This window comes from Caulobacter flavus (assembly GCF_003722335.1).
GTDB classification, from domain to species: Bacteria; Pseudomonadota; Alphaproteobacteria; order Caulobacterales; family Caulobacteraceae; genus Caulobacter; species Caulobacter flavus.
The window spans coordinates 5,396,007-5,421,336 of the sequence record NZ_CP026100.1 but is presented as its reverse complement, the minus strand read 5'-3'; the positions used below and the strand labels follow the sequence as shown (position 1 = coordinate 5,421,336).

General features: G+C 70.5%; 22 protein-coding genes. 11 read left to right on the top strand and 11 right to left on the bottom strand.

Features of this window, described 5'->3' with window-relative positions; all coding sequences use genetic code 11:
* Positions 1 to 77 precede the first annotated feature (77 nt).
* On the top strand, positions 78 to 734 hold the full coding sequence (locus C1707_RS24755) for an O-methyltransferase (protein ID WP_101713383.1): 657 nt from the start codon (positions 78 to 80) through the stop codon (positions 732 to 734).
* On the opposite strand, the gene C1707_RS24750 is transcribed toward C1707_RS24755, so the two are convergent.
* The 3 genes from C1707_RS24750 to C1707_RS24740 are packed head-to-tail and all read right to left on the bottom strand — an operon-like array spanning position 731 to position 3,742.
* Positions 731 to 1,864: an acyl-CoA dehydrogenase family protein gene (locus C1707_RS24750; protein ID WP_101713382.1), complete on the bottom strand. Its 1,134-nt coding sequence runs from the start codon at positions 1,862 to 1,864 to the stop codon at positions 731 to 733. The genes C1707_RS24755 and C1707_RS24750 overlap by 4 nt on opposite strands.
* 1 nt (position 1,865) lies before the next feature.
* Complete coding sequence (locus C1707_RS24745) at positions 1,866 to 2,477, bottom strand: 2-hydroxychromene-2-carboxylate isomerase (protein ID WP_101713478.1); 612 nt, start codon at positions 2,475 to 2,477, stop codon at positions 1,866 to 1,868.
* A 56-nt stretch (positions 2,478 to 2,533) separates the two neighbouring features.
* Positions 2,534 to 3,742 carry an acyl-CoA dehydrogenase family protein gene (locus tag C1707_RS24740; protein ID WP_101713381.1) on the bottom strand — a complete coding sequence of 403 codons (1,209 nt, stop codon included), beginning with the start codon at positions 3,740 to 3,742 and terminating at the stop codon, positions 2,534 to 2,536.
* A 190-nt stretch (positions 3,743 to 3,932) separates the two neighbouring features.
* Between C1707_RS24740 and C1707_RS24735 the strand changes: the two genes are divergently transcribed.
* A complete protein-coding gene (locus tag C1707_RS24735; RefSeq protein ID WP_101713380.1) occupies positions 3,933 to 5,591 on the top strand; it encodes a phosphatidylglycerol lysyltransferase domain-containing protein in 1,659 nt (552 codons plus the stop codon).
* Here the strand turns inward: C1707_RS24735 and C1707_RS24730 are convergent.
* Positions 5,566 to 5,772, bottom strand: coding sequence for a hypothetical protein (locus C1707_RS24730; protein ID WP_338032068.1), 207 nt, complete (start codon positions 5,770 to 5,772; stop codon positions 5,566 to 5,568). The two genes, C1707_RS24735 and C1707_RS24730, sit on opposite strands and share 26 nt — an antisense overlap.
* A gap of 208 nt (positions 5,773 to 5,980) precedes the next feature.
* On the opposite strand from C1707_RS24730, the gene C1707_RS24725 reads away from it, so the two are divergent.
* Positions 5,981 to 8,974, top strand: a complete 2,994-nt coding sequence (locus C1707_RS24725; RefSeq protein ID WP_101713378.1) for an SEL1-like repeat protein — start codon at positions 5,981 to 5,983, stop codon at positions 8,972 to 8,974.
* 245 nt (positions 8,975 to 9,219) lie between these two features.
* On the top strand, positions 9,220 to 9,681 hold the full coding sequence (locus C1707_RS24720) for a DUF3429 domain-containing protein (RefSeq protein ID WP_101713377.1): 462 nt from the start codon (positions 9,220 to 9,222) through the stop codon (positions 9,679 to 9,681).
* Between the two features lie 202 nt (positions 9,682 to 9,883).
* Here C1707_RS24720 and C1707_RS24715 read toward each other — a convergent pair whose 3' ends face one another.
* The 3 genes from C1707_RS24715 to C1707_RS24705 all read right to left on the bottom strand — a co-directional run bounded on the left by C1707_RS24715 (position 9,884) and on the right by C1707_RS24705 (position 13,590).
* Entirely contained in the window at positions 9,884 to 10,225 is a 342-nt protein-coding gene (locus tag C1707_RS24715) for a hypothetical protein (protein ID WP_101713376.1), read from the bottom strand.
* Positions 10,226 to 10,301: 76 nt separating this feature from the next.
* Entirely contained in the window at positions 10,302 to 11,009 is a 708-nt protein-coding gene (gene pdeM / locus C1707_RS24710) for a ligase-associated DNA damage response endonuclease PdeM (RefSeq protein ID WP_101713375.1), read from the bottom strand.
* Positions 11,010 to 11,022: 13 nt separating this feature from the next.
* On the bottom strand, positions 11,023 to 13,590 hold the full coding sequence (locus tag C1707_RS24705) for a ligase-associated DNA damage response DEXH box helicase (protein WP_101713374.1): 2,568 nt from the start codon (positions 13,588 to 13,590) through the stop codon (positions 11,023 to 11,025).
* Positions 13,591 to 13,720: 130 nt separating this feature from the next.
* Between C1707_RS24705 and C1707_RS24700 the strand changes: the two genes are divergently transcribed.
* From C1707_RS24700 to C1707_RS24675, 6 genes are all read left to right on the top strand, one after another.
* Positions 13,721 to 15,394, top strand: coding sequence for a M28 family metallopeptidase (locus C1707_RS24700; protein WP_101713373.1), 1,674 nt, complete (start codon positions 13,721 to 13,723; stop codon positions 15,392 to 15,394).
* 225 nt (positions 15,395 to 15,619) lie between these two features.
* Positions 15,620 to 18,433, top strand: a complete 2,814-nt coding sequence (locus C1707_RS24695; protein WP_101713372.1) for an ATP-dependent DNA helicase — start codon at positions 15,620 to 15,622, stop codon at positions 18,431 to 18,433.
* A gap of 46 nt (positions 18,434 to 18,479) precedes the next feature.
* The gene (locus tag C1707_RS24690) at positions 18,480 to 18,941 is read left to right on the top strand and encodes a hypothetical protein (protein ID WP_240633817.1); all 462 of its coding nucleotides are present in this window, start codon (positions 18,480 to 18,482) and stop codon (positions 18,939 to 18,941) included.
* A 116-nt stretch (positions 18,942 to 19,057) separates the two neighbouring features.
* Positions 19,058 to 19,333, top strand: coding sequence for a helix-turn-helix domain-containing protein (locus C1707_RS24685; protein ID WP_101713370.1), 276 nt, complete (start codon positions 19,058 to 19,060; stop codon positions 19,331 to 19,333).
* 69 nt (positions 19,334 to 19,402) lie between these two features.
* Complete coding sequence (locus C1707_RS24680; protein WP_101713369.1) at positions 19,403 to 19,909, top strand: MarR family winged helix-turn-helix transcriptional regulator; 507 nt, start codon at positions 19,403 to 19,405, stop codon at positions 19,907 to 19,909.
* Positions 19,910 to 19,950: 41 nt separating this feature from the next.
* Positions 19,951 to 21,042, top strand: a complete 1,092-nt coding sequence (locus tag C1707_RS24675) for a dipeptidase (protein ID WP_101713368.1) — start codon at positions 19,951 to 19,953, stop codon at positions 21,040 to 21,042.
* Here the strand turns inward: C1707_RS24675 and C1707_RS24670 are convergent.
* Positions 21,039 to 21,896, bottom strand: coding sequence for a carboxylesterase family protein (locus tag C1707_RS24670; protein WP_101713367.1), 858 nt, complete (start codon positions 21,894 to 21,896; stop codon positions 21,039 to 21,041). The two genes, C1707_RS24675 and C1707_RS24670, sit on opposite strands and share 4 nt — an antisense overlap.
* A gap of 113 nt (positions 21,897 to 22,009) precedes the next feature.
* On the opposite strand from C1707_RS24670, the gene C1707_RS24665 reads away from it, so the two are divergent.
* A complete protein-coding gene (locus tag C1707_RS24665) occupies positions 22,010 to 22,294 on the top strand; it encodes a hypothetical protein (RefSeq protein WP_101713366.1) in 285 nt (94 codons plus the stop codon).
* Positions 22,295 to 22,300: 6 nt separating this feature from the next.
* Here C1707_RS24665 and C1707_RS24660 read toward each other — a convergent pair whose 3' ends face one another.
* The 3 genes from C1707_RS24660 to C1707_RS24650 all read right to left on the bottom strand — a co-directional run bounded on the left by C1707_RS24660 (position 22,301) and on the right by C1707_RS24650 (position 25,329).
* On the bottom strand, positions 22,301 to 22,822 hold the full coding sequence (locus tag C1707_RS24660; RefSeq protein WP_101713365.1) for a VanZ family protein: 522 nt from the start codon (positions 22,820 to 22,822) through the stop codon (positions 22,301 to 22,303).
* 81 nt (positions 22,823 to 22,903) lie between these two features.
* Positions 22,904 to 24,658, bottom strand: coding sequence for a M1 family metallopeptidase (locus tag C1707_RS24655; RefSeq protein ID WP_101713364.1), 1,755 nt, complete (start codon positions 24,656 to 24,658; stop codon positions 22,904 to 22,906).
* A 101-nt stretch (positions 24,659 to 24,759) separates the two neighbouring features.
* On the bottom strand, positions 24,760 to 25,329 hold the full coding sequence (locus C1707_RS24650) for a demethoxyubiquinone hydroxylase family protein (protein ID WP_101713363.1): 570 nt from the start codon (positions 25,327 to 25,329) through the stop codon (positions 24,760 to 24,762).
* Between the last annotated feature and the right edge of the window lies 1 nt (position 25,330).

Here is a 25,330-nt window from a genome sequence, read left to right as displayed (position 1 = left end):
GAATAGGAAACCTGACGAATTATTCGCATTTTCGGGGCCGGCGCAACCGCGCGCCGAACGAGGCACGGAACACCCCCATGACCACCCTGACCCAAGACCCGATCGCGCCGCTGCTGGAGCGGCTGTTCGCCGAGGAGGAAGCGCCCCGCGACATGCCCGCCGCAGCCGCGATGTCGGCCGAGGAGCGCACGCGGCTGATGCGCAGCAAGACCGACTACATCGACCTCTACGGCCTGTTGAAGGACGCGCCGCTGGCCGTGTCGCGCGAGACGGGTCTCCTGCTCTACATGCTGGCTCGCGGTGTCCGGGCGCGGACGATCGTCGAGTTCGGAACCTCGTTCGGGATTTCGACCCTGCACCTGGCCGCGGCCCTGCGCGACAACGGCGGCGGCCTGCTGATCACCAGCGAGTTCGAGCCGTCCAAGGTGGCGCGGGCCAAGGCCAACCTCGAGGCGGGCGGCGTCGCCGACCTGGTGGAGATCCGCGCCGGCGACGCGCTGGAGACCCTGGCGAGCGACCTGCCCGAGACCATCGACCTGGTGCTGCTGGACGGGGCCAAGGCGCTCTATCCGGAGATCCTGGCCCTGGTCGAGAGCCGGTTGCGGCCCGGCGCACTGATCGTGGCCGACAACGCCGACTACGCGCCCGACTACCTGGCGCGGGTGCGGTCCCCGGCGGCGGGCTACCTGTCGGTGCCGTTCGCCGAGGACGTCGAGCTGTCGCTGAAGCTCTAGAAGCCCATCAGCCGGGCATAGCGGTCGCGATGGAACGAGGCCCCGCCAAACAGGGCCTCGGCCACGCGGGCGCGCTTCATGTAGAGGCCGGAGTCGTGCTCGTCGGTCATGCCGATGCCGCCGTGCATCTGGACCATCTCGTTGGAGGCCAGGTGCAGCACCTCGCTGGCCTTGGCCTTGGCGAGGGAGGACAGGGCGCGGGCGTCGGCGCCGGCGTCCAGGGCCTCCAGCGCGGCCTCGACGCAGGAGCGGGTGGTCTCCAGGTCGGTGAACCACTTGGCGGCCCGGTGCTGCAGGGCCTGGAACGTGCCGATGACCTGGCCGAACTGGGTGCGGGTCTTCAGGTAGTCCAGCGTGATCTCGAAGGCGGCGCTGGCCGTGCCCAGCATCTCGGCCGCCAGGCCGGCATAGGCGCGGTCGAGCACGGGTTCGAGGATCGCCCAGCCCTTGTCGGTCTCTCCCAGCACTGCGTCGGCGCCGACCGTGACGCCGTCGAAGGCGATGCGGGCCGCACCCCGGCTGTCGGCTAGCGACAGGTGGGTGCGGGTCACGCCCGGGGCGTCGCCCGGCACGAGGAACAGGGTGATCCCGTCGGTGTCGCCGCTTTGGCCGCCGGTGCGGGCGGCGACGATCAGCAGGTCGGCGGCCTCGCCGTCGAGCACGAAGGTCTTGGTCCCGTTCAGGGCCCAACCTTCGCCGCTTGTGGTCGCGGTCAGGGCGATGCGCGCGGGGTTGTGGTGAGCGTGCTCGTCGATCGCCAGGGTGGCGACCGCCTCGCCCGTGGCGATCTTCGGCAGCCAGGCAGCCTTCTGGGCGTCGGACCCGCCAAGCTCCAGCGCCGAGGCGGCGATCAGGGCGGTGGAGAGGAGCGGCGAGGCGGCCAGGGTCTTGCCGGTCTCCTCCAGGATCAGGCCCAGGCCCAGATAGCCGAAGCCCGAGCCTTCGTAGGCTTCGGGCACGACGACGCCGGCCCAGCCCATCTGGCCCATCTCGCTCCAGGCGGCCGGATCGAAGGTCTGTTTCGAACCCTCGTTGCGTAAGCGTCGCAGGGCCGAGACCGGCGCGCTTTCCTGCGACCAGGCCTTGGCGGCATCGCGCAGCATCGTCTGTTCTTCGGTCAGGACGGCCATGTCAGGCTTGCTCCGGATCTTGATGGCGGGCGGCCCATTCCAGGGCCTGTTCGAGACGGTCGTTGCCCCAGAAGAGCTCGCCGTCGGCGGTGACGAAGGAGGGCGCGCCGAACAGCCCGCGCTCGCGGGCCTGGCGCACGTGGTCTTTCAGCTGGTCCTTGACCGGCGCCGAACCGGCGGCCGCCAGCACGTGCTCGGGCCCCGCGCCCACGCCGGCGATCAGCGGGGCCAGAACCTCGGGGCTGCCGATGTCGAGGTCGTCGACGAAGTTGGCCTGGTAGACGGCGCGGCTGAAGGCCGGCGTCCAGCCGTCTTCCAGCCCGCAGATCGCCACGCGCGCGGCCAGCAAGCTGTTGCGCGGGAACTGGCTGGGATGGTGCAGCGGCAGGCCTTCGCGGTCGCAGACCCGCTGCAGGTCGCGCCACATGTAGTCGCCCTTAACCGGAAAGGCGTTGAACGGGCTGTCGGTCAGGCCCTGCTGCTCGTTGAACAGCGGGCCGACGATGAACGGCCGCCACAGCACCGCCACCCCGGCCTGGGCGGCCAGATCCTCCACCCGCATGGCGGCGGGGTAGGAGTAGGTGGAGGCGAACTCGTACCAGAACTCGATCATGGCCAGCATCCGGTCATCGTGCGACGGGCCCCTCCCTCTGGGAGAGGTTGATCATCCTACTGGTGATCCAGCAGGCCAAGCACGCGCTTGGCGACGACGTTCAGATTGACCTCGCTGGTCCCGCCCTCGATCGAGTTGCCCTTGGCGCGCAGCATCGAGCGCAGGGCGGCGATCTCGTCGGCGGTGAAGCCTTCGCCTTCCCAGCCCAGGCCCTGCAGGCCCAGGGCCTCGACCAGCAGCTCGGTGCGCTCCTGGTTCATCTTGGCGGCGGCGTACTTGATGATCGAGACGGCGGCGCTAGGACCCGAGCCGGTCTTGGACTCCGCCTCGGCGCGGCGCACGGTCAGCAGGAAGGCGTGGGCGTCCATCTTGTGGGCGGCGATGCGGGTCCGAAGGTCGCCGTCTGCGATGCGGCCTTCGCTGTCGACGCCGACGTGGGTCTTGGCCGCCTCGACCACGTCCAGGCCAGCGCCGCCGCCGAAGCCCGAGGCGCTGATGTTCTGGCGCTCGTACTGGAGAAGCCGCTTGGCGATCTCCCAGCCGCCGTTGACCTTGCCGACCAACTGCTCCTTCGGAACCTTCACGTTGTCGAAGAAGGTCTCGCAGAACGGCGAGGAGCCGCTGATCAGCTTGATCGGCCGGGCCTCGACGCCCGGCGAGGTCATGTCGAACAGCACGAACGAGATGCCCTCGTGCTTCTTCGACGTATCGGTGCGCACCAGGCAGAAGATCCAGTCGGCCTGGTCGGCGTAGCTGGTCCACACCTTCTGGCCGTTGATCAGCCAGTGGTCGCCCTTGTCTTCGCACTTGGTCTGCAAGCTGGCGAGGTCGGAGCCGGCGCCGGGCTCGCTGTAGCCCTGGCACCAGCGGGTCTCGCCGCGCACGATCGACGGCAGGAAGCGCTGCTTCTGCTCCTCGGTGGCGTATTCCAGCAGCACCGGGCCCAGCATCCAGACGCCGAAGCTCATCAGGGCCGGACGGGCCTTGATGCGGCGCAGTTCCTGCTCCAGCACCTTGTTCTGGGCCTTCGACAGGCCGCCGCCGCCATAGGCCTTGGGCCACATCGGCGCGGTCCAGCCCTTTTCGGCCATGCGGTCGAGCCAGAGCTTGGCGTCGGGATTCTTCCATTCCGCCTTGCGGCCGCCCCAGGGGGCTTCCTTCTCGTCCGTCATGGGCGTGCGCATCGACGGCGGGCAGTTGGCCTCCAGCCAGGCGCGCGTCTCGACGCGGAAGGTGTCGAGTTCGGTGGCGCCGAAGTCGGCCATGGCGGGCTCTCCCTGGATCGTGCCGGGCGCTTGGCGGCCCGCTTCGGGCAGCAGACTACGCCACGGAACGCTGGGAGCAAGTCGATTCAAACGATCGTTCGCATCGCCGTGCGCGACGAGAACGTCGCGGACGCGTTATAGAAGCGCCGATGACGTTTCCCGGTCCGGGATTCGCCGTTCAGGGGTCTTGATGTCCGCGCCAGAACTGAGACCCGCCGCTCTGGCGGTCGCACCGACTCTCGCGGCCATCCTGGCCGCCTCGGCCGGGGTGCTGCTGCTGGCGTCGGGCGCGACGCCGTCGGAACCGACGCGTTTCGCCATCCTGCTGGCCTTCGCCCCCTCGGCGCTGATCGAGATCAGCCACTTCGTCTCGTCGATCATCGGCCTGGTGCTGGTTCTGCTGGCCTTCGGCCTGCGCGCGCGGCTCGACGCGGCCTGGTGGGCCAGCCTGGTGATGCTGGCGGCCGGTGCGGTGCTGGCGATCTTCAAGGGCCTGAACTGGGAAGAGACGGCGACCCTGACCGCCTTCTTCGTAGCCATCCTGCCGTTCCACGAGGCCTTCCCGCGCAAGGCGGCCCTGTCGCGGATGGAGATCACGCCCGGCTGGCTGCTGTCGGCGGCCGCGGCCATCGGCGGGGCGGCGTTCCTGGGTTGGTGGATGTTCAACCACGTCGAATACGCCGACCGCTCGTGGATGCGGATCATGGGCGACCGCGAGGCCGCGCGGGCCATCCGCTCGTCGATCGCCGCGGCGGTGGTGCTGATGGGCATCGGCGTGTGGCGGCTGATCGCCACCCCGGCCACCCCGCCGGTCGTCGACGACACCGACCCCGACTTCGACCGGGTGCGCGCGATCCTGGCCAAGGCCGAAGCCGCCGAGCCGGCTTCGAATCTGGCCTTGCTAGGCGACAAGCGCTTCCTGTTCTCGGCCTCGGGCGAGAGCTTCCTGATGTTCGGCGTGCGCCGCCGCTCGTGGATCGCCCTGGGTCCGCCCATCGGCCGTCACGACGAGCGCATGGAGCTGTTCTGGCGTTTCCGCGAGCTGGCCGACGCCCACGCGGCCCGCGCGGGCTTCTACGCCCTGGGCCCGGAAGACCTGCCCGACACCGTCGACCTGGGCCTGGCCATCCAGAAGACCGGCGAAAGCGCCATCGTGCCGCTGGAGAGCTTTTCGCTGGCTGGTCGCCGTCGCGAGGTCCTGCGCCGCAACTGGCGCAAGGCCGGCGAGGGCGGCGCGGCCTTCGAGGTGCTGCCGGCCGGCGCGGCCATGACCGTGATGGCCGAGCTGCGGGTGATCTCCGACGCCTGGCTGGCCCACCACGCCGGCGGCGAGAAGAGCTTCTCGATGGGCGGCTTCGATCCGCGCTACGTCGCCGAGTTCCCGGTCGCCCTGGTGCGCTCGGAAGGCCGCATCGTGGCGTTCGCCACGCTGTGGACCACGGCCCACAAGGCGTCGTTCTCGATGGACCTGATGCGCTACTCCGACGAGGCGCCCAAGAACATCATGGACTACCTGTTCGTCGAGCTCCTGCAGTGGGGCAAGGCGGAGGGCTACACCGCGTTCGAGTTCGGCATGGCCCCGCTGGCGGGCCTGGACGACCGTCCGCTGGCCCCGATCATGTCGCGCGTGGGCCGGCTGCTCTACGAGCGCGGCGAGGGCATCTACAATTTCCAGGGCGTGCGCCGCTACAAGGACAAGTACGACCCCGTCTGGCAGCCGCGCTACATTGCCGCGCCTCGCCGCTGGGCGATCCCGTTTCTGCTCGCCGACATCGGCCTCCTGTCGTCCGGCGGCATGTCGGGCCTGACGAAAAGGCCGCGGCCTAGTAGCGCGGGTCGCCCGTCTTAAAGCCCAGAAGATTGAGCGCGTGAGCGGCCAGAAGCATGGTCGCCACCGCCGTCGCCATCATCAAGGGACGCCACGGCGCCATGCGCGGGCCCTTTGCGGGATTGGAAGGACGCGCGCCCAGCCAGCCGAACAGCACGGTGAGGGCGGTCGTCGTCGCGGCCGCGATCAGGGTCGGGATCATGTCCATGGCGCGCAGATGGCCTGCGACAATCGGCCTGGCAATAGGTTAATACGCATTAACCCATGGGAACCAAATCATCTGTACATACCTTGGTAACTGTGTCTGTTAACCTGTCCACAGGAACGCTAAATCTAGCGTTTACCGTCGCGTTTACACGCTAGGAATCGGTGACTAGCGTGGGTCCCCAGGTGCGGGGAGAGCGATTCGCATGACTGCTGCAGCTCCATGGAGCGTAAAGGGAATTGACCCGAAAGCACGGGAGGTCGCCAAGGACCTGGCCCGTCGCTCGGGCATGACCCTTGGCGAGTGGTTGAACCGGATGATCATCGAGGGTGATTCCGCCGGTTTCGACGCGCCTCCCGCCGATCCCGTTAACGATACTGGTCGTTCGAACGGCCGCTCCGTTTACCTTGAAGCCGAGCGCGCCGAGGCGCCGCCGCGCATCGAGGCGCCCGAGCATCCCGCCGACGAGGTGGGCCGCATGGCGACGGCGCTCGACCGTCTGACCCAGCGCATCGAGGCCGCCGAGGCCCGTTCGGCCCAGGCCATCACCGGCATCGACCAGTCCGTGCGCGGCGCGCTGCAGCGGCTGTCGCATTCCGAGCGCGAGCAGATCGCCGTCGCCGCCCGCTTCGAAGGCCTGGCCGACGAGATCAAGACCGAGCAGACCCGCAACGCCGAGCGCCTGCGCCGCATCGAGAACGAGGCCGCCGGCCCGCGCTCGGCCGAGGCCCTGCGCGCGCTGGAAAGCGCCGTCGGCCGCGTGGCCAACCATCTCTACGAAGGCGAGAGCCGCACCCGCGAGACCCTTGCCGCCCTGGAAGCCAAGGTCGCCGCGCGCGACGCGGCGCCCGCCGCCGGTCTGGTCGACGAGGTCGTCGCCCGCCTGCAGGAACGGCTGGAAGCCGCCGAGGCCCGCACCGCCGAGGCGCTGCAGCAGCTGGGCGGCTCGTTCCAGGCCCTGGACACCCGCCTGTCGGCCGTCGAAGGCGAGGGCGGCAGCGCCCAGAAGCGTCTCGAAGAACTGGCCGGAAGCCTGTCGGCCAAGATGGAGGCCGCTCGCGTCGAGATGGCCGCCAAGCTGCGCGAGACGGCCGACGGCCGCTTCGACCGCATGGAGCGCAAGCTGGGCGAGATGACCGCCCACATCCAGGCCGCCGAGCAGCGCTCGGCCCAGGCCATCGAGCGCATGGGCCGCGAAGTGGTCGGCCTGGCCGACGCCTTCAACCGCCGCATCCAGACCTCCGAAGCCCGCCAGGCCAACGCCATCGAGCAGGTCGGCGGCGAGGTGGCCCGCATCGCCTCCAGCGTCGAGCACAAGCTCAATCGCGCCGACAGCGTCCAGGCCCAGGCACTGGAGAAGCTGGGCGTCGAGATCGCCCGCATCACCGAGAAGCTGGCCGAGCGCATCAGCGCCTCGGAACGTCGCAACGCCCTGGCCATCGACGACGTCGGCGATCAGGTGGTTAGGGTTACCGATCGCCTGAATCAGCGCGCCGAACGCAGCTCGCAGGAACTGATCGACCGCATCCGCCAGTCGGAAGAGCGCACCGCGCGCCTGCTCGACGAGGCCCGCGAGAAGATCGACACCCGGCTGGCCGACGCCCAGCGCCGCCTGGCCGAGACCCCGGCCCCCGCGCCGGTCCGCCCTGCCGCGCCGGCCCCGTCGCCGTTCGAAACCGATCGCTTCTCGTTCGGCGGCGAGACCGTCTCCGAGGACGTGTTCGAGCAGCCGGCCTTCCCGCAACCGAGCTTCCAGGCGCCCGCCGCTTCGCCGGTCGCCGTGTCGGCGCCGGTTCCGGCCGCGACGGTGGATACCGGCTGGTCGGCTTCCAGCGGCTTCGACGCCGATTTCCCGGTCGAGGAACCGCAGGCCCCGGGCTTCGCCGACGAGGACTTCGAGGCCGCCGACGGCTTTACCGCCACGCCGCGCATAGAGGCGCCGTCGTTCGAGGCCGACGCCTTCGATCCCGAGCCCGAACTGCCGCCGGCTCCGGCCCGCGCCCTGTCGACCCGCGAGGTGATCGAGCAGGCCCGCGCCGCCGCCCGCGCCGCGGCCGCCGGCGCCGAGACCAAGGCCAAGGCGAAGACCAAGGCCGACAAGGCCGCCGCCAAGTCGCTGTTCGCCGGCTTCGGCAAGGCGCTGCAGAAGAAGGACAAGCGCACGTCCTCGTCGACCCTGGTCACCGCGCTGCTGGTCTCGGCCGGCGCCGCGGCCCTGGGCGTCGGCACGGCCGGCCTGACCCTGCTGCCCAAGGACAGCGACGGTCCGCTGAACGACCGCGTGGCCCGCGCCATCGCCGGTCGCGCGACCGATATCGAGATCAAGACCCGCGAGGCCGACACCACTCCGGCCCAGCCGCGCGTGTCCATGGCCGTGGTGACCCCCGCCGCCTCGACCGGCGCGGCCTCCGCCGAGCCCGAGGCTCCGGCCCCCGCCGCCGTCGACGAGGGCTCGGCCCTGTTCGCCGAGGCGGTCAGCCGGCTGGAAGCCAAGGACCGCGGCGGCCTCGCTCCGCTGCGCAAGGCCGCCAATCTCGGCCAGCCCAAGGCCCAGTTCCTGCTCGCAAAGATGGCCGAGATGGGTGAGGGCGGCGTCAGGAAGGACCTGGCCGAGGCCCGTCGCTGGTACGAGCGCGCGGCCCAGGGCGGCGATCCTAGCGCCATGCACAACATCGCCCTGTTCGCCTATCGCGGCGACGGCGGCGACAAGAACCTGACCACGGCCGCCAACTGGTTCCGCAAGGCCGCCGAGACCGGCCTGGTCGACAGCCAGTTCAACCTGGCCCAGCTGTACGAGAACGGTCGTGGCGTCGCCCAGAACCCGGCCGAAGCCTATCGCTGGTACCTGATCGCGGCCCGCGCCGGCGACGCCGACGCCCGGGCCCGCGCCTCGGCCCTGCGCGGCCAGCTGACCCCGGAAAGCCAGCGCATCGCCGAGCGCTCGGCCGAGGCCTTCCGCTCGCGCCTGGCCGCCGCGCCGCGCACGACCCAGGTGGCGACCGCCGCCGCGCCGTCGGCCGGCACGGCCACCGCCCAGCGCGCCCTGTCCAGCCTCGGCTACTACCAGGGCCCCAAGGACGGCGTGTCGTCTCCGGCCCTGCGCATGGCTGTCCAGGCCTACCAGCGCGACCAGAACCTGCCGGCCTCCGGCGCCCTGGACGGCGAGACCCTGAACCGCCTGTCGGCCTTCGCGCGCTGACCGGCGCCGCCGCCCGCAGATCCTGAAACGCCCTCGGAGCCCGCTCCGGGGGCGTTTTGCCGTCCACTTCCAGCGTGGACCTGGCCGCCGACCTCGGTAATAGTCACCGTTTCGACGCAAATCGGGCCGGGTGAAACAATCTCGGGGTCGGTTTGGACTAGGGTTTGCGCGGTCGGCCGGGACGCCGACGATCGTGAACGGGGCGGGGGGAAGGCCTTCGGGCCTGCCGGAGGAGTAACGAGCTGATGACGGACCACGTGACCGAACGCGTGCCTGTTCCGCGCGCCGTATGGGTGTTCGGCCTTTGCACGCTGGCGCCCTTCGTCATCGCGTCCGGCCTGTTCTGCTACGGCCCCCAGAGCCAGCGCGGTCCGGCGCTGGTGGCGCTGCTGGCCTATTCGACGGCCATGCTGTCCTATCTCGGCGGCGTGCGCTGCGGGCTCGAGATCGACCATGTCCGTCCGCGCTGGGCGACGCTGGGCTTGTCGCTGCTGCCGCCGCTGGCCGGGGTGGCGCTGATGCTGGGCGCCGAGCGCTTCGGCCCGGCCTGGCAGCTTTCCGGCTTCCTGTTCGTGTTCCTGCTGCAATGGCTGTGGGACGTCACCAGCCACGAGGGGCCCGCCTGGCGGCCCCGCCTGCGCACGCTGCTGACCACCGGCGCGGCGCTTTCCCTGGCCTTCTCCTTGGAACAGGCGCTGGCGCTCTAGGGTCCGTACTCAATTACGCGAACAATTCTGCTCGTCATCCCGGCCGGAGGGCCGCGTAGCGGACCGTCGAGCCGGGACCCAGGGGCCACCTGCATTGCGCCGGCCCCCGGGTCCCGGACAAGCGCTTCGCGCTTTCCGGGATGACGAGTGATAAATGACTGAATTTCTTGGATCCGATATCCCGCTCAATTAAGTTCACGCTCTAGCGCGCCGCCACGGCCTTTCGGGCCAGCGGATCGTCCAGGCAGGCTCTGGCCACCGCGTGGTTCAGCTTGGCCTTCTTCTTCTCCAGCCTGTGGGTCAGGGCGCCGCCCGCCGCCGCGCCGGCGAAGGGCATGACCACGTTGCCGCCGACCCCGACCACGGCGCGCACGATGCGGTGCTCGTTGTACTGCTCGGCCTCCGCGCGGGCCTTGCGGCACTTGGCGCTCTCGTAGCGTGGATTGCTGGCGTCGAGCTTGGCGACGGTGTCGCGGGGCGCGGGATGGGTCGCGCAGGCCGACAGGACCAGAAGGGCGGCGACGCTCGGGATCAGCGGGCGCATGAGGCGGGGTCTCCCGGGTGGACGTTTCCGGGCAAACGCCGCTGGGAGCGTCAGCGATCCCAGCGTGAAGCTTGCCTCAGTCCGGCCGCAGCGAGCGTGGACCCACTGCGTGCACCCGCTTTCCGCCCAGAGCGCCGGCCAGGGGCGGGGCGGCGAACAGGTTCGAGAACGCCTGGTCGAGGATGTTGAGACCCCCGGTATAGGCGCCGAAGGCGGGCAGGATCAGGCGCTGGCCGTCGGTGACGAAGCAGCGCTTGCGTACGCTGCCGCGGCCGCTGGAGACGCGAGCGGCTGGATGCAGGTGGCCGGCCACCTCGCCGGGCTGGACGCCGGGCTCTGGCTCGTGGCGCAGGATCAGCCCGCCGATGGACAGCTCGTCCATGATCTGGCCGGGCAGGGCGCGGGGGCCGTCTGCGTCATGGTTGCCCACCGCCCAGATCAGGTCGCGGCCGACGGAGAGGGCGCGCAGGCGCGCCGCGTCGTCGGCGGCCAGGCGATCCTCGGCCGCGCCGTCGTGGAAGCTGTCGCCCAGGAAGATCAGGGTCGCGGGGGCCAGGGCGACGACCTCGGCTTCGAGGCGCGTCAGGGTCTCGCGGGTGTCGTAGGGCGGCAGCATCTGGCCAAAGCGCGCGGCGTAGGACGAGCCCTTCTCGAAGTGCAGGTCGGCAACCACCAGGGCGCGCTCCTGCTCCAGCCACAGGGCGCCGGAGCCGCGCAGCAGCACCAGGCGCTGGGCCACCAGCACCGCCAGGCCGCCGCAGTCGCTGGACTGGAACCTCGTCATCAGGGCGTCACCATCAGGAAAGGGCCTCCGCGATCAGGTCTTCCTCCGCCTCGGCCAGGATCATGTCGCTGGCCGCGTCGCCGGGCGCGCGCTCGCGGCCGATCTCCAGCATGATCGGCACGGCGAAGGGCGAAACCTTGTCCAGCGCCGCATGGCGGATGCGGCCCCTGATGCGGGCCAGCAGATCGCCAAGGCGGGCCACGTCCAGCTGACCGGTCGCCGCATCGGACCGGGCGCAGCGCAGCAGCAGGTGGTCGGGCTGGTGCTTGCGCAGCACGTCGTAGATCAGGTCGGTCGAGAAGGTCACCTGGCGGCCCGACTTCTCCTCGCCTGGATAGCGCCGCTCGATCAGCCCGCCAACCAGGGCGCAGGCCTTGAAGGCGCGCTTCATCAGGAAGCTCTCGTTCAGCCAGTCCTCCAGGTCGTCGCCCAGCATGTCCTGGTCGAACAGATCGGGAAGATCCAGGTCGTCCATCGGCTTCAGCGACCAGATGTTCAGCGCGTAGTCGTTGCAGACGAAGCCCAGCGGCCCGACCCCCAGCCGGTCCAGCCGACGGGTCAGCAGCATGGCCAGCGTGGTGTGGGCCAGGCGCCCTTCGAACGGATAGATGACCATGTGGAACCGCTTCCCGCGGGGGAAGGTCTCCAGCAGCATCTCGTCCTCGTCGGGGATGATCGAGCGGGCCTTCTGGTAGGCCATCCACTCCTGCACGTCGGGCGGCAGGGCGGTCCACTCGGCCTCGTCGTGCATCATCTTGCGCACGCGGCCGGCCAGATAGGTCGAGAGCGGAAACTTCGAGCCGCCCCAGCTGGGCATCTTGGGGTCCTTGGCCGGGGCGGGCGAGACGTAGGCGTCGGCGCCCACCAGGCTGTTGAACCGCCAGACCTGGCCGGCGAACACGAAGGTGTCGCCGGGTGTCAGCTGTTCGAAATAGCCCTCCTCGGCCTCGCCGATCTTGCGCCCGCCCATGGGTCTGCGGCCGCCGCCGATCCTCACATTGACGACCGCCGGCGAGACGATGGCGCCGACGTTCATTCGGTGGCGCTGGATTACCTGGGCGTTGCGGGCCTTCCACAAGCCGTCCTGGTCTTCGACGATCCGGCGGAAGCGATCATAGGTCTTAAGCGCGTAGCCGCCGGTGGAAACGAAATCGACGACGGTCTCGAAATCCTCCCACGACAGGTCGGCATAGGGGCCGGCGGTGCGGACCTCGTCGTAGAGATCGAGCAGCTTGAACGGTTCGGAGCAGGCGCAGCCCATCACGTGCTGGGCCAGCACGTCGAGGGCGCCCACGCGGGCCGGCTCGCCGTCGAGGTGGCCTTCGAGGATGCTGTCGGCGGCCGCCCGGCACTCCAGCATCTCGAACCGGCTGGCGGGCACGAACAGGGCGCGGCTGGGCTCGTCCAGGCGGTGGTTGGCGCGGCCGATCCGTTGCACCATCCGCGAGGCCCCCTTGGGCGCTGCCAGCTGAATGACGAGGTCGACGTCGCCCCAGTCGATGCCCATGTCCAGCGTCGAGGTGCAGACCACGGCCCGCAGCTCGCCCCGGGCCATGGCGGCCTCGACCTTGCGCCGCTGCTCGGCCGACAGGCTGCCGTGGTGCAGGGCGATCGGCAGGCCCTCGTCGTTGAGCTTCCAAAGCTCCTGGAACGCGAACTCGGCCTGGAAGCGCGTGTTGACGAACACCAGCGCCGTACGGCTGGCGGCGATGATCTCGTAGACCTCGGCCATGGCGTGCTGGGCGGTGTGCCCCGCCCACGGCACGCGCCCGCCGGAGACGAGGACCTCCACGACCGGCTGGGCGCCGCCGGAGCCTAGGACGAGGTCGACGGAGAAAGGAACCTCCCCCTGTGGGGGAGGTGATCGCGTAGCGATCGGAGGGGGGGAGTGTTCAGGCGTTCGAACAGCTGAAACCGTCCCCCCACCGGCGCTGCGCGCCACCTCCCCCACAGGGGGAGGATTTCTGCCCAGCCACCGCCGCACCAGGTCCGGATCGTCCACCGTCGCCGACAGGCCCACCCGGCGCATCCGGGGGGCGAACAGCTGCAGTCGCGCGATGTCGAGCGCCAGCAGGTCGCCGCGCTTGGACGGCCACATGGCGTGGGCCTCGTCGACGATCACGCAGGAGAGGTCGGCGAAGTATTCCCGCGCGCCCTCCCAGGCGCAGAACAGGGCCAGCTGCTCGGGCGTGGTCAGCAGGATGTCGGGCGGACGGATGCGCTGGCGGGCCTTGCGGCTCTCGCCGGTGTCGCCGGTGCGGCTCTCGGCGATGATCGACAGGCCCATCTCGCGGATCGGCGTCATCAGGTTGCGCTCGACGTCGACGGCCAGGGCCTTGAGCGGCGAGATGTAGAGGGTGTGAATGCCGGCCGGCGTGTTGCGCGGCGGACGCTCGTGGAGCTCGATCAGGCTGGGCAGGAAGCCCGCCAGGGTCTTGCCGCCGCCCGTGGGCGCGATCAGCAGGGCGTCGCGACCGGCCTTGGCCTTCTCGACCATCGCCAGCTGGTGGGCGCGCGGAGACCAGCCGCGGGCGGCGAACCACTGGGAAAAGCGCGGGGGAAGAAGGTCGGCCGGAACCATCGCGGTGGCTATAGCATGTTCCTGTTCTGTTTCTGGCGGGGAATCGACATTAGCCGCCGAACGCCGTGCGAAGTTTGCGTATCCAGGCGGAGCTTCCTAGGGTCGGCCCGCAAGTTTCCGGAGTTCGCCCATGTCCCGCCGCGCCGCCCTTCTGCTGACCGCCGCCCTGGCTCTGCCGGGCCTCGCCCTGGCGCAGACGGTCGACAGCGGCCCGATCGATCCGGCGCGCCTGTCGGAGATCACCCGCGTGCTGGCTTCGGACGAGTTCCTCGGCCGCGCCCCGGGCGGTCCGGCCGAGCAGAAGACCACCGACTACATCGCCGGCCAGTTCAAGGCCCTGGGCCTGGAGCCGGCGGGCGACGCGGGCGCCTACACCCAGAAGGTGCCGCTGGTTCACACCCGCATCGACGGTCCGGTGGCGATGAGCTTCTCCACCGCCGGCGGCGCCATGACCCTGGCCCAGGGCGACCAGGCCCAGGTCATGACCCTGCTGCCGGTCGACAAGGTGGCGATCAAGGACGCCCCCCTCGTGTTCGTCGGCTACGGCGTCAGCGCTCCCGAACGCGGCTGGGACGACTTCAAGGGCGTGGACCTTAAGGGCAAGGTCGCCGTCTTCCTGATCAGCGACCCGGACCTCGAGGCCGAAGCCGGCGAGCCGGCCTATGGCAAGTTCGGCGGCAAGGCGGCCACCTACTACGCCCGCTGGACCTACAAGTACGAAGAGGCCGTGCGGCGCGGGGCGGTCGGCGCGCTGATCGTCCACGAGACCCTCGGCGCCGGCTATGGCTGGAGCACGGTCAAGGCCTCGAACGGCGAGGGCTACGACATCGTCCGCGCCGATCCGGCCAAGGAGAAGCTGCAGCTGCAGGGCTGGATCCAGCGCGACGTGGCCGTCGACCTCTTCAAGCGCTCGGGCCTGGACTTCGAGGCGCTGAAGCGCTCGGCCCGTGATCCTTCGTTCAAGCCCGTGGCGCTGAAGGGCGCGGCCTTCTCGGCCGCCTACAAGGTGGCCCACGAGCCGATGGTCAGCCACAACGTCGTCGCGCGCCTGCCCGGCTCGACCCATGCCGACGAGAGCATCATGTACGCCGCCCACTGGGACGCCTACGGCGTCGGCGCGCCGGACGCGCAAGGCAAGACGATCCGCGCGGGCGCGGCCGACGACGCCATCGGCGTGGCCGGGGTGATCGAGGTCGCCCGCGCTTTCAAGCAGGGCCCGGCGCCGCAGCGCTCGATCGTCTTCGCCGCCTGGACGGGCGAGGAGCGCGGCTTGCTGGGCTCGGAATACTACGCGGTGAAGGCCGGTGACGCCGCGCTGGGCAAGATGGCCGCCAACTACACCCTCGACGTGCTGCAGACCGCCGGGCCGGCCAAGGACATCGTGCTGGTCGGCGCGGGCCAGAACGAGCTGGAGCAGGGGCTGGCCAAGGCCGCCGCCGCGCAGGGCCGCACCGTGACGCCTGACGCCAAGCCGGAACGGGCGCTGTTCTACCGCGCCGACCACTTCTCGCTGGCCAAGCGCGGCGTGCCGGTGCTGCTGGTGATGGGCCTGGGCGGCGGGGCCGACCTGCTGAACGGCGGCCGCGCGGCCGGCGACGCCTGGGTCGCCGACTACACCAGCCGCTGCTACCACCAGCCCTGCGACGCCTGGAGCGCCGACTGGGACCTGCGCGGCGCGGCCCAGGACGTGGCCCTGGTCTACGAAGCCGGCAAGGCGATCGCCAATTCGCGCGTCTGGCCCGACTGGAACGCGGGTTCGGAGTTCAAGCCGGTCCGCGCGGAGAGCGCCAGCCAGCGGAAGTAGCGATACCTCCTTCCGTCATCCCGGAAGCCGCGCAGCGGCTGTCCGGGACCCAAGGGGGACTGGACGCAGCGCTTGGGTTCGCCGCCCTTGCGGTCGCCGGCGCAAAGCGGCGTCCCCTGGGTCCCGGCTCTACGCGCTGCGCGCTCCGACCGGGATGACGAGCTTTTGGAATGGGAATGGGAGTTCCCCGTTCGTTTCCCCGGCGCGAAGTGTTAATCCACACCCGTGAGCGCGCTTCCCCCGAGTCTTGATCTTGCCCCGGCCCTGGTCGTGCTGCCCGGTCCGCGCGCCGGCCTGGCCGACGGGACGGGCGAGGGCCGCTTGATCCGGCCGCCGGACGCGCGCGACCTCTTCGAGCACGGGCCGGTGCTGGTGGCCCACGCGGCCATGACCGCCAAGCGCCTGAACCTGCACGCGCCGCTGCGCTATCCCGGCATATTCGACGTGCTGGAGCTCTATGCCTTCACCCGGCCGGCCACCTTCTGCGCGCCGTCGTCGGTGGGCCTGGCCATGGCGCTGGGCCTGCCCGAGCCGCGAGGTCCCGCCGCCCAGGCCCAGACCCTGCGCGAGGCGGCCGACGTCCTGCTGCGCGAACTGGCCCTGACGCCGCGTCCGTCGCGCGAGGAGGCCCTGGCCGTGGCCGAGACCCTGGCCCGCGCCGGCTGGTCCTGGGGACCGGCGGTGGTCGGCGCGCTGCGTTCGGTCCCGGTCGGCAACCAGTTCAGAAGCTCGGGCCTCGACGTCTGGAGCCGCCTCGTGGAGTGGGAGGACCAGGCGCCGGTCGGCGAGCCGCTGTCGCGCCCGATCGATCCCGAGGTCGCCTCCGAACGGCTGAAGTCGCTGCTGAGCCGCGCGGGCCTCGACGAGGTGCGCGAGGCCCAGGACGCCTATGCCCGCGAGTCCTCGTTCGCCTTCCAGCCCAGGGAACGTGAAGGCGAGCCGCGGATGATGCTGGCCGAGGCCGGCACGGGCGTCGGCAAGACCCTGGGCTATCTGGCCCCCGCCAGCGTCTGGGCCGAGGCCAACGGGCCGTCGGTGTGGATCAGCACCTATACCCGCGCCCTGCAGCGCCAGATCGAGCGCGAGAGCGCCGCCATCTATCCCGACCCGCAGGTGCGGGCCCGCAAGGCGGTGGTGCGAAAGGGGCGGGAAAACTACCTGTGCCTGCTGAACCTGCAGGAGCAGGTCAACAGCGCCCAGCTTGGCAACGGCGACCTGGTGGGCCTGGCCCTGGCTGCGCGCTGGGCCCGGGTCAGCCGCGACGGCGACATGACCGGCGGCGACTATCCGGCCTGGCTGCCGACCCTGTTCGCCGTGCCGCCGTCCGCCCAGGCAAGCGCCGCCAACCTGGTCGACCGCCGGGGCGAGTGCATCCACGCCGGCTGCCAGCATTACCGCGTCTGCTTCATCGAAAAGGCCGTGCGAGCCTCCAAGCGCGCCGACCTCGTGATCGCCAACCACGCCCTGGTCATGACCCAGGCGGCCTTCGACGGCGCGCGCACGGCGCGGGGCCTGAAGGGCGACAACGAGACCACGGCGGTCAAGCGCGTGGTGTTCGACGAGGGCCACCACCTGTTCGACGCCGCCGACAGCGCCTTCTCCGCCGCCCTGTCGGGCGCGGAGGCCGCCGAGCTGCGCCGCTGGATCCGTGGTCCCGAGGGGCGCGGGCGGCGGGGCAGGGGGCTGGAGGCCCGGCTGCTCGACATCCTGGGCGACAAGGAAAGCGCCCGCCAGGCCCTGAGCGCCGTGATCCAGGCCGCCACCGCCCTGCCGGGCGAGGGCTGGTCGGGCCGCATCGCGCCGCCGGACGGCCAGGTCAATCCGATCGGCCCGATCGAGAACTATCTCGTGGCCGTCATCGAGCAGCTGCGGGCGCGGTCCAGCGAACGCGGCGGGGCCGAGCAGGGCCTGCAGTGCGCCGCCCGCCCGGCCGTGGATCTGGTGCGCGAGCGGGCCGGCGAGGCCGCTCGGGCCCTGGCCGGGGTCGAGGCGCCGCTGCTGGCCCTGGCCCGCCAGCTGGAAGACGTGCTCGACGAGGACGCAGAGCACCTGGGCCCGTCCGAACGCGCCCGCATCGAGGGCGCGCTGCGGGGCCTGGACCGACGGGCGCGCATGACCCTGCCGGCCTGGCGCTCGATCCTCAAGGCCATCGACGAGGACGCCGAGGACGATCCCGACTTCGTCGACTGGTTCGAGGCCACCTTCCTCTATGGCCGCGTCGTCGACGCCGCCTGCCGCCGCCACTGGGTGGATCCGACCGAGCCTCTGCGCGCAGCGGTGCTCTCGCCCGCCCACGGGGTGCTGGTGACCAGCGCCACCCTGGTGGACCCGGCCCTGGAAGACCCGTTCGCCCTGGCCGAGATGCGCACCGGCGCGGCCCGCCTGCCGCAGCCGCCCAAGGTGCTGCGCCTGGCCTCGCCCTTCGACTACGAGAAGAACGCCCGCGCCTTCGTCGTCACGGACGTCAACAAGGAGGACGCGCGCCAGGTCTCGGCGGCCATGCGCGAGCTGTTCCTGGCCGCCAATGGCGGGGCGCTGGGCCTGTTCACCGCCATCCGCCGGCTCAAGGCCGTGCACGAGCGCATCGCCGCGCCCCTGGCCGACAAGGGCTTGCCGCTCTACGCCCAGCACGTCGATCCGCTGGAGGCCGGCGCCCTGGTCGACATCTTCCGCGCCGAGGAGGACGCCTGCCTTCTGGGCACCGATGCGATCCGGGATGGCGTGGACGTGCCGGGCCGCTCCCTGCGCCTGCTGGTCTTCGACCGCGTGCCCTGGCCGCGCCCGGACATCCTGCACAAGGCGCGCCGGACCAAGTTCGGCGGCAAGGGCTACGACGACTCCATAGCCCGCGCCCGCATCAGCCAGGCCTTCGGTCGCCTGATCCGCCGCGCCGAGGACCGGGGCGTCTTCGTGATGCTCGACGCGGCCGCGCCCACGAGGCTCTTTTCAAGTCTGCCCGAAGGGGTGACCATCGAGCGACTCACGCTCGTGGAAGTCATTGAAGCGACGGCCGCATTTCTGTCCGAAGCGCGCGATTAAACGAGCCGTGAGCATCCTCCGTGGGGGAGGATTCTAGGAGGAAGACTTGGCGTTTCGTACGGGGGCGACGGCCCTTTTGCTTGCCGGCCTGCTGGCCGGCTCGGCGTCCGCGCAGGAGTTCGTGCGCGGCGATTGCCTGAACGTGGTCCAGCCCACGCGCGGCCTGCGGTTCGAGGACGAGACCCACGCCCGCTGGTACAAGCGGTTCTGGACCGGCAACTGCCAGGACCTGAACCTGTGCTTCCCCGGCTCGCCCAACTGGAACGACATCGTCAGCAAGCTGCTGGTCAAGGGCGGCCCGGCCGAGAAGCCGGCGCTTCTTCCGAAAGCGTGCAGGCTGGGTCAGCTGATCGGCATGGAATGGGCGCGCGATCGCCGCATCAAGCGCATCTCGACCCAGGATCTCAAGCGCTTCTCCAACATCCTCGACGACGCCGGCGATCCGCTGAAGGGCGTCGAGGCGGTCGAGGTCAAGGCGCGCGCCCTGCTGGCCAAGCCACAGGGCTGAGGCCCGGTCAAGCCGCCGCCGAACCGTCGCATTGGCGACGTCGCGCCGTCGAATTTGTGCAATCGAACGCGTATAGAGGAGCGGCCGGGGAGAAGAGCAGCGAAGGGAGCGATCCTATGGCCGCAGCGCGCCTGACCACCACCGACATCGCCATCGACGACCAGGCCGCGCCCAGCGAGGTCCGCTCGTCCCGGGCCCTCGTGCAGGCGGTGCGCTGGCGCAGCGGCCTCTCCCAAGCCGAGTTCTCGCGCGCCTTCGCCATCCCCTTGCCGGTGCTCAGCGAGCTCGAGCATGGCGAGGCGCGCCCCGACGCGGCCATGCTGGCCTATCTGAGGGTCATCGACCACGCGCCGGACGTGGTGCGCGAGGCCCTGACGCGGGCGGGGCTCTAGGCGGCCTCTAGGCTCTGGCGCGCGGATGGCCCAGAAGGAGGGTTCGTTCCTCCGTCAGCGAATTGCGCCATGTCCGATCCCGAAGACTACAGCCGCGGCTTCGGCGGCGAAGCCCTGGCGGCTCGCCTGCGGCGCGCGTCCGAGCGGATCGATCGCGACGGCTCGCGCGTCTACGCCGCCCAGGGAATCCGGTTCGAACAGCGCTGGTACGGCACGCTGCGTCAGCTCTCCGAGCATGATCGGCCTATGGGGGTCGGTGAGATCGCCGCGATCCTGCGCATCACCCACGTCTCGGTCAGCGAGGCCAGCCGCTCGATGGAGAAGGCTGGCCTGGTCGTTTCCCGCGCCTCGGCCGAGGACGGGCGGCGCAGACTGCTGGAGCTGACCGAGCAGGGGCGGGACATGGTCGCCCGGCTGACGCCGTTGTGGGACGCGTTCAACGCCGCCGCGCGCGAGTTGGACGCCGAGGCCGGCGACATCGTCCGCCTGCTCGATCGGCTGGACGACGCCCTGGACCGCCGCTCGATGTTCGAGCGGATCATGGAGGGAATTTCATTGGACGAGCCTAGGGGCTGAATGGATACGTAGGCGCCTACGTATATTCCTTCGGGGGAACCATGAGCACCACGCGTCGCATCTTTCTGGGAACGGCCGGCTGCGCGCTGGCGGCCTGCGCTGGAATGTCGGGAGCCGCATCCGCCGCCGGTCGGGGCTTGGCCATCAACGGCAACCTGGTGCTGCCCATCGATCCGGAGAAGCCGCTGGACCAAGCGACGCGCGACATGGTCAGGGCCTCGGGCCTGACGGCGGCCAAGCAGACCATCGGCGGATCGGGCGGCGAGACGCGGGAGCAGACCGCCCAGTCCATCGCCGTCCTCGACAAGGCCGTGGCGCTCAATCCCGACCTCTATCTCAAGGTCGCCTCCGTCGCCGACTTCGCCCGCGCCCAGGCCACGCAGCGGCTCGGTATCATCTATTCGTTCGAGGCCGCGGAGATGCTGGAGGGCGATCTGGCCGCCATCGACCAGTTCCGCGCGGCCGGCGTGCTGGTCATGGGGCTCAGCTACAACAGGACCACGCCGTTCGCGTCGGGCACGATGTCGTCGCCGTCCACGGGTCTGACGGAGCTGGGCCGCCGCGCGGTGGAGCGGATGAACGCCCTGGGCGTGACGGTCGACGTCAGCCACAGCGACGAGCTCTCCAGCCTGGCGGCCGTGGCGGCGTCGAAGAAGCCCGTGCTGATCACCCATGCCGGCGCGGCGGCCGTCCACGTCCATCCGCGCAACAAGTCCGACCGGCTGATGCGCGCCCTGGCCCAGCGCGGTGGGGTGATGGGGATCTACGAGCTGTCCTATCTGAGGGACCCGACGGCCCAGCCTTCGCTGGACGTCTATTTCGCCCACCTCGGCCATGCGCTGAAGGTGTGCGGCGAGGACCACGTCGGCATCGGCAGCGACGCCACCCTGTGGCCCTTCGACACCTCGCCCGAGAGCATGGCCGAGTGGAACGAGAGCCTGGCGCGGCGCAAGGCCGACGGGGTGGCCGCGCCGGGGGAGGGGCCGCCGCCGTTCGTCGTCGGCCTGAACCGCGCCGACCGGTTCTCGGTCATCGCGGACGAACTGCGCAGGCGGGGCTACGGCGCGCGGGTGGTCGACAAGGTGCTGGGCGGCAACTTCCAGCGGGTGTTCGCGCAGACCTGGAAGGCTTAGTCCTTCTTGCGCTTCTGCGAGAACAGCCAGGCCCGCCAGGCGTCGTCGTGCACCATGTCGGGCGGCACCAGGTGGGCCATGCCCGAATAGGAGACGAACCGCACGTGACCGCCGGCGTCGGCCAGGGCGCCGGCCCAGGCCAGATCCGGCGCGTAGGGGTTCTCGCGGTCCTTGTCGCCATGGACGATCAGAACCGGGGTCGGGGCGACCTTGGCCGCCAGGGCCCGCTCGGGCGGCACGCCGGAGAAGGCGGCGACGGCGGCGAACTTGCCCGGCTCCAGGGCGGCCGCGTTCATCGCCGCCGAACCGCCCATCGAGAAGCCGACAAGGTAGATGCGGTCGGTGTCGATCGGCAGGCGGGCCGACAGGTCGTCGATCAGGGCTAGGATGGCCGGCAGGCTGTTTCCGGGGCGCGAGGCCAGCAGGCGGTCGGCGCCCTTGGCGTAGTTGGCGGTGCGGATCGGGGCCTGGGGGGCCAGGACGTAGGCCGGGAAGGTCTTGGCCGTACCCGGGCGGGCCCAACTGCGCACGAAGGGGCCCATCTGGGCCTTGTTGTCGTGGCCCAGCGCGCCCGAGCCGTGAAGCACCACCACCAGCGGCAGCTTTTCCTTGGTCGCCGGCGAGAGCAGGCGATAGGGCAGGCGCACGCCGTTCGGCGCGGTGAAGCTGGCGGCGGCGAAGGCCTCGGCCGGCGGCAGGTCGGCCGGCGTCGGGGCCAGCGGCGTGGTCGCGTAGCTGCGCGTCTCGACCGCCAGCTTGGGCGCAGGGGCGCGATCGGGCGCGGGTCCGCGCGCGGGCGTCGAAGCGCAGGCGCCCAGCAAAAGGCAGGCGAGCAAAGTGAGCGGCTTTTGCATGGCGTTTGCATAGCCTGCTTCGCGGCGCTTGTCTGGAGGCGGAGCAACCCTGGCCGCGCCCCGGGGGTTTATCTCCCGACGCCCCCATGGGCGAAGCACGGGAGAAACCGGTCATGATCGGTCACAGGCATCATCAGGAAGACGGCCGCCATTTCACGCACGGCACCTCGGCGACCACCGCCGACTGCGCGGCCGAGGGCAAGCTGCGCCCGGAGGACCGCCATATCGAGGCGCCGCACGCCAAGCTGGCCGAAAAGCCGCTGGCCGAGAACGAGAAGCACGACCAGCTGGCCGACAAGGTCGAGTGCTCGGAAAGCCGTCAGGAGGCCCTTCTCGACGAGGGCCTGGAAGAGAGCTTTCCGGGCAGCGACCCGGTCAGCGTCAAGCGGATCACCTGACGGGGATCAGGCCTCGCGCGGGAAGCGCGAGGCGGCGCGGGAGGCGAAGCTGCCACGAGCGGCTTCGCCCTCTGCTGCGACGGACGCGGCCGGCATGACGACGCCGCTCTTGCGACGGCGGCGGCGCTGCTTCTGGGCCGAGATGTCGGAAAAGCGCATGGCGCCGCGCTCGCGGGCGTCGCGACGCACCGCCTCGATGTGGCTGGCCAGATAGACGACTGCGATGCCGGCGACGTCGGCGGCCAGGTCGGTGAAGCTGGCGCTGCGGTGGGCGAACAGCTGGGCGATCTCGGCGCTGGCGCCCAGCAGGATCGCGGCGATCGCCAAGTCGTTGCGGCGCATCTTCGGAAAGGCCAGGAAAGCCACGGCCGTCAGGCCGCCGAAGGCCAGGGCGTGCGCGGCCTTGTCGCTGAGGCCGAAGGCCTCTTCCAGCCCCTGGAACGGGCCGAGCATCAGGGTCACGGCCGCGGCCGCTCCCAGGAACAGCACGGCCTTGGCGGCGATAACGACATGGTTGGGCGTCAGCATGGGCTCGGCTCGCGGTGGAGCCCTGAGTCCTAAGGCCGCATGCCTCGCAAACCGTGAAGGAACACGGTCAACGGAAGATGACTATTGCTTCGGATTGACCGGCTGAGCGCCGGCCCTGCCGGCGGCGTCCTTGGCCGTCTTCCAGGCGTGGTAGGCCTCGAGATAGGGCTGGCGGCGCAGGATCTTCGAGCCGGGATCGACGATCACCGGGACGGTGTCGCCGACGTGCACCCGGCCTGTACCGTCGGCCATCGGCAGGGTCACCAGCTTGCCCCCGACCTTGACCTCGACCGGCATCGGGAAACGCCCGGCGGGCGTCTTCCAGGCCAGCACCAGATCGTCGCCCTCGCGTGTCTCGATCAGGTCGGGCAGGGCGGCGTGGCGCAGATAGGCGTCGAAGAACCAGCCGTAGTCGGCGCCCGTAGCGTCGTTGACGGCCTTGATGAAGTCGTTCGTCACCGCGTAGCGCGGCGCGAAGTTGCCGGGCTTCGGATCGGGCCGCCCATAGACCAGCACGCGGGTGGCCGTGAAGAACGCCTCGTCGCCGATCAGGCCGCGCAGAGTGTGCAGCATGTTGGCGCCCTTGTAGTAGATGTCGGTCCCCGGTCCGACCTGGGCGTCGTAGACGGCTTCCTCCTCCATCGGCTTGCCCGAGACGATGGGGAACTTGTTGAAGCTCTTCACCCGCATCTCGTTCAGCCGGACCATGTATTCCATGTCGCCGTGCAGCCACTGCGAATAGAGCGGCTGCATGTAGGTGCCGAAGGCCTCGTGCAGCCACATGTCGTCCCAGTCGACATTGGTCATCTGGTTGCCGAACCACTCGTGGGCCAGTTCGTGCTCCAGCAGCCAGTCGAAGCCGTAGATCTCCTGGGCGTAGCCGGCGCCGTAGGCGTTCAGCGTCTGGTGCTCCATCCCCAGGTGCGGGGTCTCGACCGCGCCCATCTTCTCGCTGCGGAACGGGTAGGGGCCGATCATGCCTTCGTAGAAGTCGAGCATCGGCGCGAACTGGGAAAACAGGCCGCGGGCCTTGGCCTCGTTGCCCTCGATGGCCCAGAACTCGATCGGGAAGCTGTCGCCGAAGCGGCTGCGATAGGCCGCCGTCAGCTGGACGTATGGCCCGACGTTGAGAGCCACGGCGTAGGTGTTCGGCGTCTTCATCCGCCAGTGAAAGGTGCGCTTGCCGCCGCCGGCCTGGGTGACGTCGATCAGAATTCCGCCCGACGGCGCCGACAGGCCCTCGGGAACGGTGATGTGCAGATCGACCAGATCGGGCTCGCCGGTCGGATGGTCGATGCACGGCCAGAACAGGTCGCAGCCCTCGCCCTGGACGGCGGTGGCGATCCACGGGCGCCCGTCGGGGGTCTTGGTCCAGACGAAGCCGCCGTCCCAGGGGGCGCGCTTGGCCTCGACGGGCACGCCGGCGTAGCGGATGCGCACGGCGGTGGTGTGGCCGGCCGCGATCGGAGCGGGCGGGGTGATCGAGAGGCGGCCGTCGGGATTGCGCCAAGCCGTGGGCGCCAGTTCGCGGCCGTCCAGCGACACCGCCGAGACCGGCAGTTCGCGGTCGAGGTCCAGCACGATCACCGGCAGGTCGCGGTCGGCGCGCAGGGCCAGCACGGCCTCGCCGGCGATGGACTTGCGCTGCGGAAACACCTCGATAGCCAGGTCGACGTGCTCGATATGCACGCCGGCCTGGTCGGGCTTAAGCGCGCCGCCGGTGGCCAGGGTCTGGGCGGTGGGGGCGGCGCGCGGCGGCTTGGGCGCCTTGGCGGCGGCGACCAGCAGCGGCAGGGCGGCGACCAGCGCCAGGGCTCGGACTGGTGAAACGGACATGCGACTCCCCGCGACGGACTGTTTCATCGGTAGGGGAGGTCGGCTCGAAGGCCAAGCCGGTGGGGCGACGCAGGGGCGCGCCGCAAGCCGCGTACGAAGCGTCAGATCTTCTCGCTGATCTTGATCGCCACCTTGCAGCCGGTCTGGATGACGGCGCTGAGCAGGGGATAGGCCGTAGCCTCGTGGGCGCCTTCCTTGACGGCGAGGTCGCGGTGCATCAGCTCGTCGTCGCGGAACTTGGACAGCTCGGCGGCCAGGGCCGGGTCGCGGTCCTTCAGCTCGTCGATCTGGCCGGCGTAGTGCTTCTCGATCACCGACTCGACGGCCTCGGTGCAGGCGTGGGCGGCCTTGTCGCCGATCAGGGCCGTACCGGCGCCCAGGGTGAAGGCCGCCAGCCGCCACAGGGGCGACATCAGGGTCGGTCGCACCTTGCGCTCGGACAGCAGTTCGTCGAAGCGCGACAGGTGGACCTGCTCGTGGCCCTCCATCTCCTTCAGCTGTTCGGCGATGCGCTCGCGGCCGCGGGCGTGCTTCATCACGGCTTGCTGGCCGCGATAGATGTGGACCGCGGCCAGTTCGCCGGCCTGGTCGACGCGCAGGATCTCGGCAAGGCGCGCGGCCTGGGCGCCGCGACCCGGGCGGGGCGGAACGGCCTTCTGTTCGGCGCTCATG

Coding starts and splice junctions, on each gene's coding strand:
- C1707_RS24685 (WP_101713370.1), top strand. CDS start 19,058: ATGGCCGCAGCGCGCCTGACCACCACCGACATCGCCATCGACGACCAG.
- C1707_RS24675 (WP_101713368.1), top strand. CDS start 19,951: ATGAGCACCACGCGTCGCATCTTTCTGGGAACGGCCGGCTGCGCGCTG.
- C1707_RS24740 (WP_101713381.1), bottom strand. CDS start 3,742: ATGGCCGACTTCGGCGCCACCGAACTCGACACCTTCCGCGTCGAGACG.
- C1707_RS24705 (WP_101713374.1), bottom strand. CDS start 13,590: ATGGTTCCGGCCGACCTTCTTCCCCCGCGCTTTTCCCAGTGGTTCGCC.
- C1707_RS24755 (WP_101713383.1), top strand. CDS start 78: ATGACCACCCTGACCCAAGACCCGATCGCGCCGCTGCTGGAGCGGCTG.
- C1707_RS24665 (WP_101713366.1), top strand. CDS start 22,010: ATGATCGGTCACAGGCATCATCAGGAAGACGGCCGCCATTTCACGCAC.
- C1707_RS24680 (WP_101713369.1), top strand. CDS start 19,403: ATGTCCGATCCCGAAGACTACAGCCGCGGCTTCGGCGGCGAAGCCCTG.
- pdeM (WP_101713375.1), bottom strand. CDS start 11,009: ATGACGAGGTTCCAGTCCAGCGACTGCGGCGGCCTGGCGGTGCTGGTG.
- C1707_RS24715 (WP_101713376.1), bottom strand. CDS start 10,225: ATGCGCCCGCTGATCCCGAGCGTCGCCGCCCTTCTGGTCCTGTCGGCC.
- C1707_RS24730 (WP_338032068.1), bottom strand. CDS start 5,772: ATGATCCCGACCCTGATCGCGGCCGCGACGACGACCGCCCTCACCGTG.
- C1707_RS24745 (WP_101713478.1), bottom strand. CDS start 2,477: ATGATCGAGTTCTGGTACGAGTTCGCCTCCACCTACTCCTACCCCGCC.
- C1707_RS24655 (WP_101713364.1), bottom strand. CDS start 24,658: ATGTCCGTTTCACCAGTCCGAGCCCTGGCGCTGGTCGCCGCCCTGCCG.
- C1707_RS24660 (WP_101713365.1), bottom strand. CDS start 22,822: ATGCTGACGCCCAACCATGTCGTTATCGCCGCCAAGGCCGTGCTGTTC.
- C1707_RS24650 (WP_101713363.1), bottom strand. CDS start 25,329: ATGAGCGCCGAACAGAAGGCCGTTCCGCCCCGCCCGGGTCGCGGCGCC.
- C1707_RS24700 (WP_101713373.1), top strand. CDS start 13,721: ATGTCCCGCCGCGCCGCCCTTCTGCTGACCGCCGCCCTGGCTCTGCCG.
- C1707_RS24750 (WP_101713382.1), bottom strand. CDS start 1,864: ATGGCCGTCCTGACCGAAGAACAGACGATGCTGCGCGATGCCGCCAAG.
- C1707_RS24720 (WP_101713377.1), top strand. CDS start 9,220: ATGACGGACCACGTGACCGAACGCGTGCCTGTTCCGCGCGCCGTATGG.
- C1707_RS24725 (WP_101713378.1), top strand. CDS start 5,981: ATGACTGCTGCAGCTCCATGGAGCGTAAAGGGAATTGACCCGAAAGCA.
- C1707_RS24735 (WP_101713380.1), top strand. CDS start 3,933: ATGTCCGCGCCAGAACTGAGACCCGCCGCTCTGGCGGTCGCACCGACT.
- C1707_RS24670 (WP_101713367.1), bottom strand. CDS start 21,896: ATGCAAAAGCCGCTCACTTTGCTCGCCTGCCTTTTGCTGGGCGCCTGC.